Source organism: Chryseobacterium sp. BIGb0232 (genome assembly GCF_024810195.1).
In the GTDB taxonomy this organism is placed as follows: domain Bacteria; phylum Bacteroidota; class Bacteroidia; order Flavobacteriales; family Weeksellaceae; genus Chryseobacterium; species Chryseobacterium pennae.
Genome location: NZ_JANUEH010000001.1, coordinates 907,878 through 924,533, shown reverse-complemented (window position 1 = coordinate 924,533; position 16,656 = coordinate 907,878). Strand labels below are relative to the sequence as shown.

Genomic DNA, 16,656 nt, shown 5'->3' with positions numbered 1-16,656 from the left:
ATTATGGCAAAGAAAACAATTGCAGCATTAAAAGAATATTTCAAGGCCGGAAAAAGACCAACTGAAAGCCAGTTTGGAGATTTTATAGAGAGCTATGCCAATTTAGAAGATAAAACTATTTTCCCGGATAATTATAAATATAAGGATTTATATTTCACATTTCCACATCTACAGGCTGATATGGCGATAGATATTCTTTTGGGAAATACCTATCTGAACAGCAGTTTAGAAATTGAAATTGCAGGTACATTCGCAAATCAGTCAAGTGTTGGTATTATAAAAAAACAATTTGAGATTGGACTTAATCCTGATGGATATGATTGGTATCCTACTACAGCTAGAATTGTAGAAGCAGCAGGAACTATTGTAGATAATATTTATATAGGAGATATTGTATGGGATTCAGCTATACATGAATATAAACTGACCATTTACCATACAAGCTCCACAGGAAACCTATATGCTATAAGAATGAAGCAGTTTTCTTGTCAGAAAGCATTTATAGACCAAGCAAGACTTTCTGATATTTATATTAAACCATTGGTTGGACAAAGAAAGCATTCAGTATACTATAACGGAAGTGTAGGAATTGGTACCGATAATCCACAGGAGAAGCTTGACGTAAGAGGATCAATTACATCTAAGGTTAATAGTAGTGAAGGAGGTGCTATCGTTTTACAGAATCCTAATAAAACTGCATCTAATAATGCTGAACGCTGGACAATCTATAATATGACAGGGGAGTATGGTGATGGGCTACAGTTTTGGAGCTATTCTGCTGACGGAAATAATTATGGTTCTAGAATGACTATTGCCGATACTGGAAATGTAGGGATTGGAACCATCGGTCCTCAGGCTAAACTTGATGTTGCCGGAGGAATCAATATTGCTGCTGGATTTCCTATCCAGTTAGGTGGTAATGATTTAGCTCATGGTCTGAAATATAAAAGGAATAACAGTGATAACACATTGTTGGATGGTCCTTTTCTTTATGGCTGGACAGGAGGTGCTTTGGGAATTAAGAAAGGGGATAATGAATTCAATGTTCTGAGCTGGAAAGAGAGTGGTAATGTGGCTATCTATGGTAAATTGGAAGCAAAAGATGTAGTGATCACAGCTACTCCTACAGCAGATCATGTTTTCGCAGAAGATTATAGCTTAAGAGAGATCAGTGAGCTTGAACAATTTATTTCTGAAAAAAGCCACCTTCCGGAAATTCCTTCCGCAAAAGAAATGACAGAAAATGGAGTTTCAGTAGGCGATTTTCAAATCAAACTCCTTCAGAAAATTGAAGAATTGACACTATACATGATCTCCATGAAAAAAGAGATTGATGTTTTAAAATCAAAATAATCATGGCAAAAAAAACAATAGCAGCACTAAAAGAATATTTCAAAGCTGGGAAAAGACCTACAGAAGCACAATTTGGTGACGTGATGGATAGCTTTGCTAGTCTGGAAGACAAAGAGCTATTTCCTAAGAATTACATTAAAAAAAGTTTAGATATTAAATTTCCTCATAATGTATCTGACCAGGCAGTCGATATCCTGTTGGGAAACAGAGGAATGGCGGGACGGCTTGAAATCGAAATTGTAGGAACATATATGTACTGGAATAGTGCCGGAAATATAAAAAAAATGTTTCAGCTGGGATTTAATCCGGATAATGACATATGGCATAAACTTACATCAAGAATTGTAGAAGCAGGTGAGCTTATTACTGATCATATTTACATTGGAGATATAGTCTGGGATGCTAATATCAATCAATATAAAATAACTATTTACCACACTCATCATTCAGGGAATATATACGATGTTAGGCTTACTTATTATTGTCCGTTTGATACACAGGATTTTAGTGATGTTAAAATTTCGGATATCTATACTAATCCTCTTTCAGGACAGAGAAAACATTTTGTACACTATAATGAAAATGTAGGGATAAAAACAAGGAATCCTATTGCTCCACTTGATGTGCAGGGAAAAATATTATTTGATCCTGAATCTCCTGTTATTGGAGGTGCTGCCATTAAAGGATATGAAACAATGTGGGCAAGAGGATATCATTTTATTTCATCCGATGGAACTCAGAATATAGGTGGTTTTGCAGCTGTAGGAGAACAGAACAGGATTTACAAATATTATATTGGAAAGTATGAAGATCAGATCGTTTCATTTAACCCTGAAAACAGACAAAGCTCATTTGGTGGAAATATTAATGTAAATGGAGAAGTAAAATCCACAAGTCAAAGAGTTTTTGAGTATTCACCAACGATTTATTTAGATAGAAGTGTTGATTTTGGTGGATATACCCAAGGTATTCAGACCAGATTATCGGATGGTACGAACAATTGGTTCTTTGGAAATGGAGGTCCGGAGGCATTTATAATCTCTAGTGGAACATATGACGGAGGAAGGCAGCTTGTTATTAGCAGGAATGGAAATGCAGCCTTTCAGGGAAAAGTGGAAGCTAAAGAATTTTTAGTGTCTGCCACCCCTACAGCAGATCATGTTTTTGCTTCCGATTATAACTTAAGAGGAATTCATGATCTTGAAAAATTTATCACCGAAAAAAGCCATCTTCCTGAAATTCCTTCCGCAAAAGAAATGACAGATAACGGATTGTCTTTAGGCGATTTTCAGATTAAATTACTTCAAAAGATTGAAGAGCTAACACTCTATGCCATTTCTCAGAATAAAGAAATAGAAAACCTTAAGGCTATTATTAAAAAATAATACAATTCAATATTACTTTTAAATATAAGAACTCCCTCAAATTAATTTGAGGGAGTTTATTTTTTATTAAAATATTGATCTATATAAAAACAAAAAAACCTCTGAAAAATCAGAGGCTTTAAAGTGGTTTCTCCAGGAATCGAACCAGGGACACATGGATTTTCAATCCATTGCTCTACCAACTGAGCTAAGAAACCATTATGTTTTTGTTTATTACTTCGTTGTTTTAAAGTGATGCAAAAGTATAACATTTTGTAATACCATGCAAGGTTTTTCTAATGTTTTTTTGAAAAGATAGATGGTGAGGGCTTTCTTTTAATACCAATCGTTTGTTCATCAGCGATTTGCTTATGTTTGATTTTTTTTGCTTTTACCACAAAAGTGACAAGATCAGTGAATTTAATATATCTGGAATCTTATTGAAACTAATAGAATACTAAACGTAATATAATCTTCAATTGTAATGGCTGTATCTATCTTAATACTGTTTAGTAGGTACTGGATAATATAAAAGAATGAAGATAAGTATCAAAAAGAAAATAATACTTATATCGGGCAATTGCTAATAGTATAGTATGCTTTGATCGGGTTCATTTATATGCATAATTCTTTGCATTCCGGGCTGTGAAACTCTATCCATGATTAAATATTTGATTCTAAATCATTTGTTTATAATAAAGACAAAAACGGTTATTATATCTATGATAATACTTTTAAAAAGAATGAATATTCCAATTCACTATCTAGAATTTATGGAAAATTTTCTTTTGATAATAATATTGATTTAATATTGATAGAAAGGAAGCCTAATGATGTATGAATATACAGAGCCGATAGTAACTTTATATTCTTTTAAAGCAAGATAAACCGACTTCAATACAGCATCATCCGTTGGGAATGACATTTAGTTGTTTGATGCAATATCATTTCTGTAAAAAGTAATATTGTGAGATTTTTCAGAGCTTCCGGGAAATTGTACTTCACACAGCTTAGTAAAATATTCTTTTGATTGATAAGAAGTGCAGGAATCTCTGTCGCTTGATGTAGAATCTATCAGATTAAATCCTGTTTTATTGACTTCATTCTGTATATTTTCAAAATTATTTTTGTTTTCAGGAACATAAGATACAACAACGCTTAGATTATTTAATATTCGCATTACGACCATTGTTTGGCTTAGTTTTCCCTTTTCATAATAAACTTGTTTTGTACCATCTCCGGTGACTTTTTCCTGCCTGAAAGTATAACCTTTATTTTGAATGTATTTGATATTTTTATCGATTTTATTATTGGCTAAAAAAGTAAGATCCTTATAATTTAATTGAGCCATGCATGCCAATGGAGATAGCAGAAAAAGAAAGATTAGATTTTTCATAAATGTTAAAATTGTTTTTTGTCGTATTTCCCAAATGTAATAAAGTTTTTAAATAGAAAGTTAATAAAAACACATAATTAATCAAGGTAGAAAAGCAAAGTGAAAGATCACTTTTTGAAATCAAATCCAGGTGATTTGCATTTAGGGTATGTCAGGTAAAAGGAAAAACCTGTTTAGGATGTAGCTATTCTTACTATATTCAGATACGATTACTATAAAAACAAAAAAGCCTCCGAATAATCAGAGGCTTTTCAAGTGGTTTCTCCAGGAATCGAACCAGGGACACATGGATTTTCAATCCATTGCTCTACCAACTGAGCTAAGAAACCATTATATTGTTTGATTTACTTTGTCGTTTTTAAAGTGGTGCAAAAATAGAATATTTTATAATACCATACAAGCTTTTTGTGTCTTTTTTTCAATGTTAGAAGTCTTTTGACAGTGTTATTAAACCTTCTAATAAGAGTTCTGTTGTAATAAATCTCAATGGCGGAAGTCCACTCTTTTTTATCATTCTACTGGAACAGCCAGAAAATAAGATAAATACCTCTATATTTAGTGCCATGTATTGATCTAAAAAACTAATGATATGAAAAAAGTAAAATTCCTTTTATTAATCAGTCTGGTGACCGTTATTTATTCCTGCAAAAAAGAATCTGAAACCAATGATGCAATTCAGAAAGGTAGCAGCATCACAGTAGATACCAGAGCTGTTGTCGTAGATAGCAGTGCTTTTAAAAGATTAATGGAGGAAGAGAATAGATCAATCATATATAATGAAATTAAGAAGGTTAAAAAAGTAAGCAATTATGCAGAAGGACCGATGCAGAGCTTTGATTTTAGTTTTAAAGATTACAGTTTTAAGATCAGATATATTGAAGACAGAGCTTATATCCAATATAGAATAGATCATAAAATCATTGCTGATTGGAAGTTCTGTAATGTTAATTTTTATTATGACAGTTCCTGGGAAACAGTGGAGGAGGACTGTCATTTACTTTATAATGGTACAGATTTATCAGGCGTTTTATTATTTCCAGGTTTTACCGAAGAATATGCGACTTACTTTGTATATGAGTTTAATAACAACACACTTCAGTTTGTAAATGTTGTCACTTTAAATAGAACACTTTCAGCAGATGTATGGACAAATCCCCATGAATTCCGCGCTGTTCGGAAAAAAAATAAACTTCAGATAAGCCTTTTGGATAAAGATGGAAAAGAATATGTTTTTGAAAATGGGGAAGGGGATCCAGAGAAGGAACCCGAAAATCAAAATATTTCAAAGGATCTTATTGTATTGAAAACTGCTGATGGTAATATAAAATAAGCATAGCCTTCAAAAAATATCAGCCATCATGGTAATAATTGACATTTATGAGCTTATTCTGTAAACTTGTACTGTAAGAGCCATGAACAAAATATCTCCTTTAAATAGGCTTCCTGAGAGTGTTGAACAACTGTATAACTTTACCATGAATAATCCGTGAATTGGCGACCAGATAAGAAAACAAAAAAACCTCTGACTAATCAGAGGTTTTAAAGTGGTTTCTCCAGGAATCGAACCAGGGACACATGGATTTTCAATCCATTGCTCTACCAACTGAGCTAAGAAACCATTATATTTTTGTTTGACTTACTTCGTTGTTTTAAAGTGATGCAAAAGTAGCAAGTTTTGGTATATAAAGCAAGTATTCATCGTACTTTTTTTACTTAACCCTAAAAAACTATTGATTATCAGACGAATTATTTTCCTGCTCCTTTCGGATTTGTTCACTCATCTCTTCCAATACCGGTTTAATCGTGTTTTCCGGAAGATCACTGATCCTGATATACATTAATCCGTCAATTGCATCATTGAAGTTAGGATCAACGTTGAATGCGATTACTTTTGCATTTTGTTTTATATATTTCTTGATAAGCACAGGTAATCTCAATTCCGGTTCAAGATCGTCAATGATCTTATCCAGTTTGTTTAGATCAGACTCCATTTCCTCAAAGAAAATGTTTTTATCCCTGTCGCGAAGCTTTACTTTATACTCATTTCTCGGGGTAATGTACTGAGCTACTGCAGAATCAAAATAATTGGAACGCATAAACTCAATCATCAGAGACTTTGAGAATTCTGAGAACTTATTGGAAATACTTACCCCTCCCATCAGGAATTTATGATCCGGATTTCTCAGGCATACATGCACGATTCCTCTCCATAAAAGGAAAAGTGGAAGCGGTTTCTGCTGATATTCCTGACAGATATAAGCACGGCCCATTTCAATCACCTTTTTAAAGAAAGGGTGAATATCCTGCTCAAACTCAAATAAAGAGCTGGTATAGAAGCCTTTGATGCCATATTTCTTCATGACCTCTCTACCCAATGCCATTCTGTAGGCTCCTGCAAGTTTTTTCTCGCCATTATCCCAAAGGAACAGGTGATGGTAATGTTTATCATACTCATCCAGGTCAAAAGGAAGATTGCTTCCTTCTCCTACCGCACGGAATGTAAGCTCTCTCTGACGCCCGATTTCCCTCATAATAGAAGGAATTTCCTCGTAAGTTGTAAAATAGATCTCGTAGTTTCCGTTGCTGAACAGCATTTTTTCTGTTCCTCTCAGTTTATCAACATCTTTGACGATATCCTCTATAGGAGTTTCATCAATAATGTTCTGAACGATGTTTTCTTCTTTTAATAAAGGAAACTTAACAGTAAGGTTCTGTAGGTTGATACTTTGAGCCAGAGATTTTCTTTTTTCATAGTAAGATTTCATCATATAAACCTTACGTTTTAGAAACTCTCCCAATTCTTCAATAGTTTCCATTTCATCCATTGCCTTTACAGAGATTGGTTTTCCAATCCTGATTCTGATAGGTTTTTCCCTGTCATTCATCATTTCTGAAGGAAGCATAAGCGTTTGCAGGCTTGGATGAAGTTTAGCTACCTGATAAAAAAGACGGCTGTTCTTGGCATGAAAATACATAGGAACTACCGGCACTTTAGCCATTCTGATCAGCTTAAGTGCCGTTTTTTCCCATTCTTTATCTAAAATTTCTCCATAAGGATTGTTCTTATTAGACACTTCTCCTGCCGGAAAAATACCTACACAGCCTCCATTCTGCAAATGCTTGAGGGTCTCACGCATTCCTGAAGAGCTGCTGTAAGCTTCTTTTCTGTTTTCAAAAGGGTTCACTGCGATTACGTACGGTTCCATAGGTTTGATCTTTTCCAGAAGGAAATTTCCCATTACCTTAAAATCCGGACGAACCTCTGATAAGATCTTGCACATCAGAATTCCGTCAATAGCACCCAGCGGGTGATTGGAAACCAGAACAAACGGTCCCGTTTTCGGAATCTTTGCCAGATCCTCTTCAAAAGCCACATAGCTTAAGTTTCTTTCTCTTACAAATGAGTCGAAAAAGTCTTTGCCTTCCTTATCTTTTAATTTATCGTATAATTTATTTACTTCATTTATTTTGGCAATGCTCATTACAGCAGATGCCACCGGATTCTTAAGGAACCCGATTTTACTTAAGCCGGAAGCTTTGATCAGATCGTTTTTCGAAATTAAACTCATGTGTGTTTAGTCGCAATTAATATTATTGTGTTACCATTTGAAGAGTATTCTTGGAAATCTGCTCCAATAATACATTTTTTTCGTGGTAAAATCTGTCAATGTGATCCATCTTCGCATTTCTTACTGTGAATAAAGATACATTTTTAATTGCTTCAGTTTTAAAAATTTTTTGAAGCTCTTCGTTGAGTTCTTCAAGGTGATTAAATTTATCTTCCAGGCATAATGCCAGTGAAATGGCAGAATTCTGCATCAGGGAAACCTTGATCTTATATTTAGAAAGATATCCGAAGATCAAACTCATATGGTCTTCTGCAATAAAAGAGAAGTCTCTGGTAGAGATCTTTAAAAGTTCCTGGTTTTCTTTCAGAATATAAGTTTCTTCCTGTTGATTTTGGTCTGAAGCTCCCACTTTGGTTCCTGCTTTGGTAGGATCCACAAAAGATTTTACATAAAAAGGAATGTTTTTTTGCTGTAATGGCTGTAGCGTCTTTGGGTGAATAACACTTGCCCCATAATAGGCCATTTCAATAGCTTCTTCATAAGAAATATTGGAAAGCAGCGATACATCATTGAATTTTCTTGGATCTCCGGTCATTACTCCAGGTACATCCTTCCAGATCGTCATGGCATCAGCATTTAAGCAGTACGCAAAAATGGCTCCTGAATAATCTGACCCTTCTCTTCCTAAGGTTACCGTGAAGTTATTGTCATCTGATCCGATGAATCCCTGGGTAACATAGCAGACTTCAGGGTTTAGATTTGAAATAAACTCTTCCGTTTTTACCCAGTCTACCGCACCCTCTCTGTATGAATTATCCGTTTTGATATAATCTCTTGCATCCAGCCATTGATTGGTAAATTGGATTTCATTCAGGTATTCACTTACGATTTTGGTAGAAATCATCTCTCCACAGCTTACCACCTGATCATACACGAAGTTATAATTAGGTGATTTGTTTCTTCTTAAAAAAGAATCAATATCGTCAAAAAAGAGATTGATTTCAGCAAAAACCGCATGATTTTCAGGAAACAGACCGTCCGCAATCTCGATGTGTTTTCGTTTTATCTTTTCAATCTCAGTTTGATAGTTATCCTTCTTGAAATAAAGTTCTACAACTTTTTCCAATTCATTGGTCGTCTTGCCCATTGCTGAAATTACCAGCAAACATTTGGCAAATCCTTGGCTTTTTAGAACCATGGACACATTTTTTACACTCTCGGCGTCTTTCACAGACGCGCCACCAAACTTGAAAATTTTCATTAAATTGTTAAAAATAAAATTGTTAGATAAAAATTACATGAGTTTTTTACGGAGGACAAAATTATAAATTTACAGCGAGATATGAAATAGGCTGATGATGTGATGAAATTAAGATTTCCTTAAAATAGCTCTGAAGGGAATGCCTGACTATGTTTGAATGCAGGAATAGAGGAGATTAACCTCTATTAAGAATCTTATTTATTCCATACATTTATTTGATATTTATTTTTTTGAATGACAAAATTTGGTGTCATTATCTGTAATATAAGGAATTTAATAGAAAGTCACTTTATTCAAAACCTGAGGATAAGGTCAAAAATAAATATAATATAATAAGATTTGTTTTTCAATTTTTCATTTGAATCGTTTCATGTTCTGCATTAAAATAAGTAAACAGAATTTTTCATTAGTTTGGGATAAAGAAATGGAGAGGTAATCACAGGCAGATATTCAGTATTATGTTTTGTTTTGATTGTATTGTATTGATATACAAGGTTTAAGTTCTTTTGTAATTAAATTTTCTTAATGCAATAAATTTTCCGAAATTTGGGGAAAACGTAAAAAGAAAAATATGTCAAATCAACCATTACAGACTTTAGGAGAATTTCTTATCGATAAGCAGGACGATTTTCAGTATTCAACAGGTGAATTTTCTCGTCTTCTAAGTGCAATAAGATTGGCTTCGAAAGTGGTTAACAGAGAAGTAAATAAAGCCGGAATTGTAGATATTACAGGAGCTGCAGGAAACCAGAATATTCAAGGGGAAGAACAGCAGAAACTGGATGTAATCGCTAACGAAATTTTTATTACGGCTTTGTCTCAAAGAGAGGTTGTTTGTGGTATTGCTTCAGAGGAAAATGATGATTTTATTGATATTAAATGTGGTGAAAACGGACATTTAAGCAAATATGTAGTGTTGATTGATCCTTTAGATGGATCTTCAAACATTGATGTGAATGTTTCCGTAGGAACCATTTTCTCTATCTACAGAAGAGTTACTGAACCGGGAACGCCTGTGCAGCTTGAAGATTTTTTACAGAAAGGAGTCAATCAGATTGCAGCAGGATATGTCATCTACGGTTCTTCCACGATGATCGTTTATACAACAGGAAACGGAGTGAACGGATTTACACTGGATCCATCCTTAGGAACCTATTATCTTTCTCATCCCAATATGACTTTCCCAAAAACTGGTAAAATCTATTCCATCAACGAAGGAAATTACATCAAATTCCCTCAGGGAGTGAAAAACTACCTTAAATATTGCCAGATGGAGGAAGGAGACCGTCCTTATACTTCCAGATATATTGGGTCTTTGGTTGCCGATTTCCATAGAAATATGCTGAAAGGTGGGATTTATATTTATCCATCTTATTCTCAGGCACCCAATGGGAAATTAAGATTATTATACGAATGTAATCCAATGGCTTTCCTTGCAGAACAGGCTGGTGGAAAAGCAACAGACGGATTCAGAAGAATTCTGGAAGTAGAACCTACAGAACTTCACCAGAGAATTCCGTTTTTCTGCGGAAGCATTGATATGGTGGAGAAAGCAGAAGAGTTTATGCGAATCGACAGCGTAAAATAATGGAAGCATCATATTTTAAATATTTATTACAATTTAAGCGCCCGAGTGGAACATCTCGCGGCGTTTTGCTTGATAAGGAAACCTTCATCTTTGAAATTTCAGAAAATGGAAAAAAAGGAATAGGGGAGTGTGCTGTTTTCAGAGGCCTGAGCTTTGATGACAGGTCTGATTATGAAGACAAGTTAAAATGGCTCTGTGAAAACATTAGTCAGGATCCGGATTTCTTAAAAGAAGAACTAAAAGACTTCCCTTCGATATGGTTTGGATACGAACAGGCCGTTCTGAACCTGAAATTTGGAGCTGATCTTTATTTTCCAAGTGAGTTTACCGAGGGGGAATCTGCCATTACCATCAACGGATTAATCTGGATGGGAGATGTGGGGTATATGGAAGAACAGATTCAGGATAAACTGGGAAAAGGATTTCATTGCATTAAATTAAAAATTGGAGTCGATTGGAAATCTGAACATATCATTCTTCAAAAGCTAAGAAAGAAATTTTCAAAAGAGCAACTGGAACTTCGGGTGGATGCTAATGGAGGATTTAGTAAAGAAGAAGCAGCCGTTGTTTTGCAGCAGCTGGCAGATTTGCACATTCATTCCATTGAACAGCCTATTAAAGCCGGAAACTGGAAGAATATGACGGAATTGTGTGCCCAGACGCCAACTCCTATTGCTTTGGATGAAGAATTGATTGGGATTACAGATCCGGAAGAAAAGAAAAAACTTTTAGAAACGGTAAAACCGCAGTACATCATTTTAAAACCGGCTTTAATAGGTGGTTTTGCTGGATCTGATGAATGGATTTCCCTTGCTGAAGAACAGAATATCGGCTGGTGGATTACTTCTGCGTTAGAAAGTAATATTGGCCTGAATGCCATTGCACAATATACATTCACAAAAAAAAGTCCGATGCCACAAGGTTTAGGTACCGGAGCTTTATTTACAAATAATTTTGAATCCAGTTTAGAGCTCAGAAATGAGTTGTTGTGGTTCAAAAAATAAAAAATGAATTAACAGGTTGGGTTATTTGAATGTTCCCAATCCCATTCTCTGCAGCATCTGGCTCTGGCATCCCAGTTGTTGCAGCCTATAGGGACTACCGGAATATTTCCTCCATGAATGGTTTTTAATTCTTTTTTTTCTAGCTTTCTTAGATTTTTCATAATTGGTATTGAGTTTTGGTGATAGTGAATCTAGTGAATAACAGTCGGGAGCATAGAGACTGCCATCTTATTTAATAAAAAACTCCAATGCCGCAAAGTTGGGACATTGGAGCTATATGAGGTCATAATTTTGAACCCGGTTTTAGATCTCAGAAATAAGAGTTAAGCTGATTCAAAATAGAATAGAGCAAAATTACCTAGCAATATGGAGGTGGTGAATCCGGGCAGGTAGTGCCGCCACAGTAATCTGGTGCCCATGCCCTGCAGCATCCTTCCTGTGGACTCCAGCTATTACATCCAAGAGGAGGTCGTCCTCCACTAATTTGTTTTAATTCTCCTTTGTTTAATTTTCTTAGATTTTTCATTGTTAATATTTTAGCTTGATGATAGTTAAATGTCTGAATTTTTTTTCAGATATACAATTTTTTAGACAAGTAAATATTGTGAGATATCGAGAATTGAATAAAATGAAAATGAATGTTGGGAGGTCATTATTTAAATATATTCATCTCTTCTTTATAAACTGGACTTTGTATACTCAGGAAATTTAAAACACTGTGAAACACGTGATTTTGAGAAACTATATCATTAGGCTTTAGTTGTCTCGAGCCATCAGAAACCCATACTATAAAAGGAATTTCATACTGTTCCTTAGGGGCTATACTTAGGGGCATTCCATGCATGTACAGGTTTTTTTCTCCCAATGATTCTCCGTGGTCTGAGACGAAAAGCATTGTGCTTTTATAGTCTTTTAATTGTTTTAAATCCTCAATGACATTATATAAAAGGTAATCTGTGTAAACAATTGTATTATCATAGGCATTGATAAGCTCCTGCTGAGAGCAATTACCCAATTCAACACTATTGCAGACAGGCTTAAAGACCTCAAATCGGGATGGATATTTTTTACTGTACGTCGGACCATGGCTTGTACTTGTATGCAATATGACCAATATTTTGTTTTTGGTGCTTGCTGCTATTTGCTCTTTGAGACCGTTTAAAAGTACCCCATCATAATTGCAGTCTTCCCCCTTGCAATTTGGAAACAGGTTTTCTTTGGATTGATAATTTTTAATATGCACCGGTGGTTCCCCCCAATTTGTTGTTCTCCAGATAACATCTACATTATTTCTATATAAATAATTAGGTAAGATTTCATACAGATCATCTGTATTAGTATGTTCCAAAATACATTTTACACCAGCAGTGGTGTATGTTGCACAAGAGGTGGCTTTAAAACTGTGTAGATTTTGTTCTTTGGAAAGCAATGGATTTGTATTTTTTCCATATCCGTACAACGAGAAGTTTTGGCTTCGTGCCGATTCTCCGATAACCAGAACGACAACTGATTTTTCATTATTTTCAATGGTTGCGGGAGGTAATAAAATTTCCTTTTCGTTTTTTTTATATTCATGAATGTAAAAAAGAGAGATATTGACAGAATAAGACCATGGCATGGCAAGACCACCTAATGTTTTAGAATTTTTATCAATCCATAACCAATTACTTGCATTCGCAAATACTACAATAATTATGAATAACAGAGTTAATGAAGATGTGATTAAAAATTTTTTTAGTGGGATACTAATGATTTTGACATTAATGATATAAATGCCGGGAAGTATACCAAGGAAAATAATATAGAGAATTAATTTTATGGAAAAAAAGCTGCTGGACTCTTCGTAATTGGTATTGAATATATTGCCAATCATACTTTCATCAATGATAACACTATAGGTATTGATAAAATAGACCGCAATGGAACTGATTATAAAGGTAAGTACCAATAAAATTTTCCCAACAATCCTCGACAGAAAAAAGATTAAATAGAACGCAAAAGCATTGGCAACAAACATGAGAATGATTAAACTTATGATGAGCACAACGCCATTTAAACTTTTATAATCAACTTTACTGAAGACAAAGGTAAAAAAGGGAATATGAAAGAATATGAAATTAAGAAAGCTCATTAAGAGGGCAAAATCCAATAATTTCAAATTATTTTTTAACATAAGTGTAGGTGATTATATAAAGTGATATTATTAAGCTTATAAATGACAAATAAAATATAATCAAATTCTCATTAATTATTTTGTTAATTAAAATGATACTACCAATGGTAAATGCTATGATAAAAACCGGATAATATTTTTTACTGCCAACCCATGCCCATATATTATATTGGTGATTGATAAAAATACCTAAAAGTCCTAAAATATATCCAATAATACTTCCGATAATGACATCAAGAGGGTAATGGGCTCCAACGGCTACTCTTGTGAATGCAATAATTAATCCTGTTAAGAGCAGAGAACAGCACCATATGAATTTATATCCTGATTTCTGAGGCATAAAAGTAAACATCAGAATAGTAAGCGTTGTAAAAATAGTAATGGAATGTCCGGAAGGCAGGCTGGTGTATCCAGATAATGTTTTCCCTATGATGACAAAGCTTTCATTATCAAATGCAGCTGCCGGTCTTGGTACAGTAAATAATCTTTTTAAAAGGTTGCAAACTAAAGCCGACAGAAGTGATGCAGATAATAAAGACTGCCAGATTTTTGGGATGTAGATTACGAAAATGGATAGAAAAGGCAAAAGAACAAGAGCATCTCCCAATTGAGTTAAGTTATATTGCAGTTTGGGATATTGTGATAATTTGGAATTTAAAAAAAAGAACCAGTGCTCTTGAACACCTATATAGGCGACAGTATTGAGTGCATCCTGTTTATAAAGAATGAAAAAGATCAAAGTTAATAAAAATAAGGGTACATACAATAAAAATAAGACCGGGTGAATGTAATGACCAATTATAGTTTTATTCATAATATTTGATTTACTTATTTCTAATAAACTACCTCAGGGCAGGCCCACGAGATATTAGAATAACTTGAGTTGCCCTGTATAAATTTTTGTGTATTGTTTTTCTTTACCTTGGTTTTCAATATACTTCCGAATAACCTCTTTATTACCATATTGCCCTACAGTATTAGCATAGAATCCATTTATCCATATATTTCCTCCCCAAGAATTTGTTTTATTTCAGGATAAAGGCGAAATAACTCTCTATCTGTTATACTTTTTATTGTTCGAACAATTTGGCTTAATGACAAAGAAGGAACACTTTGTATCAGAAAATACCCATGATCTGATTCATAACCAATTTCTATAAATTCAATCTCATAACGCTCTGAAATTTCTTTGCATATGAGTTGTAAAGTTTCTCCGGAAACTTCATTTAGAACTTTTTCTCTTTTAACCCCGAGGCTTGCCTCGGGGAATTCTTTAGATTAAAATGTTGTGGCATCAATTACAAAACGATAACGGGCTTCTTTGTTTACTACTTTGTCCCAAGCTTCATTTATTTCTGATGCTTTTATCACTTCTATTTGAGGATAAATTTTATTTTTTGCACAATAATCTATCATTTCTTGGGTTTCTTTAATACCACCAATCAACGAACCATTAAAATTTACTCGATTTTGAGTCATATTGAAATTATTGATTTCCAAAACACCATTGATTGGTTCCCCAACTTGCGTAAAAAAGCCGTAAGGTTTTACACAGTCGATGTACGGTGACATTTCGTAAGCATAAGGAACGGTAGAAATCATATAATCCAATTTGCCTTTGTAGGGTTTTAAATCTTCTGCCGATTTTACCACGATTACTTCCTTTGCACCAAAACATTTAATATCTTTCACTTTTGAAGCAGACGTGGTAAAAGCAAAAACTTTTGCACCTTTTGAAACCGCTAATTTCACAGCAATATGACCTAAACCGCCAATGCCAACCACACCAACTTTATCGCCCTTTTTTAATTTTGCTTTCATTATTGGCGAATACGTCGTGATACCTGCACAAAGTAATGGTGCTGCATATTTCAGTTTAATAGTCGCGGGAATTTTAATGGCAAAATGTTCTGTTACTACAATGTTGTTGGCATATCCACCTTGTGTAATTCCAGTAGGCGATGATTTATCTGGCGTGCCATAAGTTTCCACCCATCCTGTTGTTTCACAATGCTGTTCTTGGCTACTTTTACAACTGTCGCATTGCATACAGCTGTTTACCATAGCGCCAACTCCAGCTTGGTCGCCAACTTTAAATTTGGTTACATTTTTACCAACTGCAGTTACAATTCCGGCAATTTCGTGACCTGGAACTAGCGGATATTGTTGTTTGCCCCAATGTCCTTTAACCATATGAATATCGGAATGGCAAATACCCGAAAATTTAATATCGATTAAAATATCATTGTCGCCGACCGCTCTTCTTTCAAAGTTCCAGGCTGTTAATTTTCCTACCTCGTCATTTCCTGCGTAACCTTTAGATTTAATATTTGTGCTCATTTTTTTTGACTTATTTGTTTGCGAAAAAATTGAAATTGGATTTACAAGCAACAAACCTGCACTTGCAATTGCCGTTTGCTGAATAAATTTCCTTCGGGATGGATTGCTGTTTTTTTCTTTCATTTTTTTTGATATATTTTAGTTAAAACCTGTTGCGCATTTAGGAAATAAATAAGAAAAAGATTGTTCAATTGGATAAAACACTGTATATTCAATAGATTACCAAGTCATTAAACAAACTACCCCGAGGTATTGGTTAACCCCATAGTTTGAGTTGTTCACCGTGGATTTTTTTATATTCTTCTTTTCCTTGATTTTTAATATATTTTCGAATAACATCTTTATTTCCGTACTGACTAACTGTATTGACATAGTAACCACTTGTTCACAAATTGAATCTCATAGCGTTCTGAAATACCTACTCATATTAACTTGAGGCTATTTCCTATTTCTTCAGCTAGTACTTCCCTCCTATACTTCATGGGAAAAACCAACCGTTTTTCAAACTTTTCCTCTTTTAACCCTGAGACTTGCTTCGGGGAATTCTTTAGATTAAATACTTATCCCTAGCTGTTCAGTAATATTACTTTTTACACCCAGATTGAACA

At 34.3% G+C, this 16,656-nt stretch carries 15 protein-coding genes and 3 tRNA genes; 5 read left to right on the top strand and 13 right to left on the bottom strand.

Annotation, left to right across the window (positions count from 1 at the left end; translation table 11 throughout):
* Window positions 1-3 precede the first annotated feature (3 nt).
* The gene (locus M2372_RS03970) at window positions 4-1,353 is read left to right on the top strand and encodes a hypothetical protein (RefSeq protein ID WP_123318264.1); all 1,350 of its coding nucleotides are present in this window, start codon (window positions 4-6) and stop codon (window positions 1,351-1,353) included.
* A 2-nt stretch (window positions 1,354-1,355) separates the two neighbouring features.
* Window positions 1,356-2,738 carry a hypothetical protein gene (locus M2372_RS03965; protein WP_123318265.1) on the top strand — a complete coding sequence of 461 codons (1,383 nt, stop codon included), beginning with the start codon at window positions 1,356-1,358 and terminating at the stop codon, window positions 2,736-2,738.
* Between the two features lie 124 nt (window positions 2,739-2,862).
* Here the strand turns inward: M2372_RS03965 and M2372_RS03960 are convergent.
* The 3 genes from M2372_RS03960 to M2372_RS03950 form a co-directional block, all read right to left on the bottom strand.
* Window positions 2,863-2,935, bottom strand: a tRNA-Phe gene (locus M2372_RS03960).
* A gap of 707 nt (window positions 2,936-3,642) precedes the next feature.
* The gene (locus M2372_RS03955; RefSeq protein WP_123947287.1) at window positions 3,643-4,113 is read right to left on the bottom strand and encodes a hypothetical protein; all 471 of its coding nucleotides are present in this window, start codon (window positions 4,111-4,113) and stop codon (window positions 3,643-3,645) included.
* A gap of 256 nt (window positions 4,114-4,369) precedes the next feature.
* A tRNA-Phe gene (locus M2372_RS03950) sits at window positions 4,370-4,442 on the bottom strand.
* A gap of 260 nt (window positions 4,443-4,702) precedes the next feature.
* Between M2372_RS03950 and M2372_RS03945 the strand changes: the two genes are divergently transcribed.
* Entirely contained in the window at window positions 4,703-5,443 is a 741-nt protein-coding gene (locus M2372_RS03945) for a hypothetical protein (RefSeq protein WP_123318266.1), read from the top strand.
* Window positions 5,444-5,658: 215 nt separating this feature from the next.
* Here the strand turns inward: M2372_RS03945 and M2372_RS03940 are convergent.
* The 3 genes from M2372_RS03940 to M2372_RS03930 form a co-directional block, all read right to left on the bottom strand.
* Window positions 5,659-5,731 (bottom strand) — tRNA-Phe (locus M2372_RS03940).
* Window positions 5,732-5,840: 109 nt separating this feature from the next.
* Window positions 5,841-7,682 (bottom strand): lysophospholipid acyltransferase family protein, encoded by a 1,842-nt coding sequence (locus tag M2372_RS03935; protein WP_115973149.1) that lies wholly within the window; start codon window positions 7,680-7,682, stop codon window positions 5,841-5,843.
* A 22-nt stretch (window positions 7,683-7,704) separates the two neighbouring features.
* On the bottom strand, window positions 7,705-8,943 hold the full coding sequence (locus M2372_RS03930; RefSeq protein WP_123318267.1) for an aspartate kinase: 1,239 nt from the start codon (window positions 8,941-8,943) through the stop codon (window positions 7,705-7,707).
* A 571-nt stretch (window positions 8,944-9,514) separates the two neighbouring features.
* On the opposite strand from M2372_RS03930, the gene fbp reads away from it, so the two are divergent.
* Together fbp and M2372_RS03920 are read left to right on the top strand one after the other, a co-directional pair.
* The gene (gene fbp / locus M2372_RS03925) at window positions 9,515-10,531 is read left to right on the top strand and encodes a class 1 fructose-bisphosphatase (protein ID WP_068944199.1); all 1,017 of its coding nucleotides are present in this window, start codon (window positions 9,515-9,517) and stop codon (window positions 10,529-10,531) included.
* The gene (locus tag M2372_RS03920; RefSeq protein ID WP_123318268.1) at window positions 10,531-11,535 is read left to right on the top strand and encodes an o-succinylbenzoate synthase; all 1,005 of its coding nucleotides are present in this window, start codon (window positions 10,531-10,533) and stop codon (window positions 11,533-11,535) included. The genes fbp and M2372_RS03920 overlap by 1 nt, the downstream gene beginning before the upstream one ends.
* A gap of 8 nt (window positions 11,536-11,543) precedes the next feature.
* Here the strand turns inward: M2372_RS03920 and M2372_RS03915 are convergent, their stop codons facing one another.
* From M2372_RS03915 to M2372_RS03895, 7 genes are all read right to left on the bottom strand, one after another.
* Window positions 11,544-11,696 carry a bacteriocin-like protein gene (locus M2372_RS03915; protein WP_185018694.1) on the bottom strand — a complete coding sequence of 51 codons (153 nt, stop codon included), beginning with the start codon at window positions 11,694-11,696 and terminating at the stop codon, window positions 11,544-11,546.
* A 197-nt stretch (window positions 11,697-11,893) separates the two neighbouring features.
* Complete coding sequence (locus M2372_RS03910) at window positions 11,894-12,061, bottom strand: bacteriocin-like protein (protein WP_165852304.1); 168 nt, start codon at window positions 12,059-12,061, stop codon at window positions 11,894-11,896.
* 126 nt (window positions 12,062-12,187) lie between these two features.
* Window positions 12,188-13,708, bottom strand: coding sequence for a phosphoethanolamine--lipid A transferase EptA (gene eptA, locus M2372_RS03905; protein ID WP_123318269.1), 1,521 nt, complete (start codon window positions 13,706-13,708; stop codon window positions 12,188-12,190).
* Window positions 13,695-14,522 carry a phosphatase PAP2 family protein gene (locus M2372_RS03900; RefSeq protein ID WP_123318270.1) on the bottom strand — a complete coding sequence of 276 codons (828 nt, stop codon included), beginning with the start codon at window positions 14,520-14,522 and terminating at the stop codon, window positions 13,695-13,697. The genes eptA and M2372_RS03900 overlap by 14 nt, the downstream gene beginning before the upstream one ends.
* A gap of 54 nt (window positions 14,523-14,576) precedes the next feature.
* Entirely contained in the window at window positions 14,577-14,705 is a 129-nt protein-coding gene (locus tag M2372_RS25590) for a hypothetical protein (RefSeq protein WP_409013129.1), read from the bottom strand.
* Window positions 14,702-14,893 (bottom strand): transposase, encoded by a 192-nt coding sequence (locus M2372_RS25585; RefSeq protein ID WP_409013128.1) that lies wholly within the window; start codon window positions 14,891-14,893, stop codon window positions 14,702-14,704. Before M2372_RS25585 ends, M2372_RS25590 begins: the two co-directional genes overlap by 4 nt.
* Before the next feature lie 93 nt (window positions 14,894-14,986).
* Window positions 14,987-16,171, bottom strand: a complete 1,185-nt coding sequence (locus M2372_RS03895) for an NAD(P)-dependent alcohol dehydrogenase (RefSeq protein WP_123318272.1) — start codon at window positions 16,169-16,171, stop codon at window positions 14,987-14,989.
* Between the last annotated feature and the right edge of the window lie 485 nt (window positions 16,172-16,656).

Coding starts and splice junctions, on each gene's coding strand:
- M2372_RS03970 (WP_123318264.1), top strand. CDS start 4: ATGGCAAAGAAAACAATTGCAGCATTAAAAGAATATTTCAAGGCCGGA.
- M2372_RS03965 (WP_123318265.1), top strand. CDS start 1,356: ATGGCAAAAAAAACAATAGCAGCACTAAAAGAATATTTCAAAGCTGGG.
- M2372_RS03955 (WP_123947287.1), bottom strand. CDS start 4,113: ATGAAAAATCTAATCTTTCTTTTTCTGCTATCTCCATTGGCATGCATG.
- M2372_RS03945 (WP_123318266.1), top strand. CDS start 4,703: ATGAAAAAAGTAAAATTCCTTTTATTAATCAGTCTGGTGACCGTTATT.
- M2372_RS03935 (WP_115973149.1), bottom strand. CDS start 7,682: ATGAGTTTAATTTCGAAAAACGATCTGATCAAAGCTTCCGGCTTAAGT.
- M2372_RS03930 (WP_123318267.1), bottom strand. CDS start 8,943: ATGAAAATTTTCAAGTTTGGTGGCGCGTCTGTGAAAGACGCCGAGAGT.
- fbp (WP_068944199.1), top strand. CDS start 9,515: ATGTCAAATCAACCATTACAGACTTTAGGAGAATTTCTTATCGATAAG.
- M2372_RS03920 (WP_123318268.1), top strand. CDS start 10,531: ATGGAAGCATCATATTTTAAATATTTATTACAATTTAAGCGCCCGAGT.
- M2372_RS03915 (WP_185018694.1), bottom strand. CDS start 11,696: ATGAAAAATCTAAGAAAGCTAGAAAAAAAAGAATTAAAAACCATTCAT.
- M2372_RS03910 (WP_165852304.1), bottom strand. CDS start 12,061: ATGAAAAATCTAAGAAAATTAAACAAAGGAGAATTAAAACAAATTAGT.
- eptA (WP_123318269.1), bottom strand. CDS start 13,708: ATGTTAAAAAATAATTTGAAATTATTGGATTTTGCCCTCTTAATGAGC.
- M2372_RS03900 (WP_123318270.1), bottom strand. CDS start 14,522: ATGAATAAAACTATAATTGGTCATTACATTCACCCGGTCTTATTTTTA.
- M2372_RS03895 (WP_123318272.1), bottom strand. CDS start 16,171: ATGAAAGAAAAAAACAGCAATCCATCCCGAAGGAAATTTATTCAGCAA.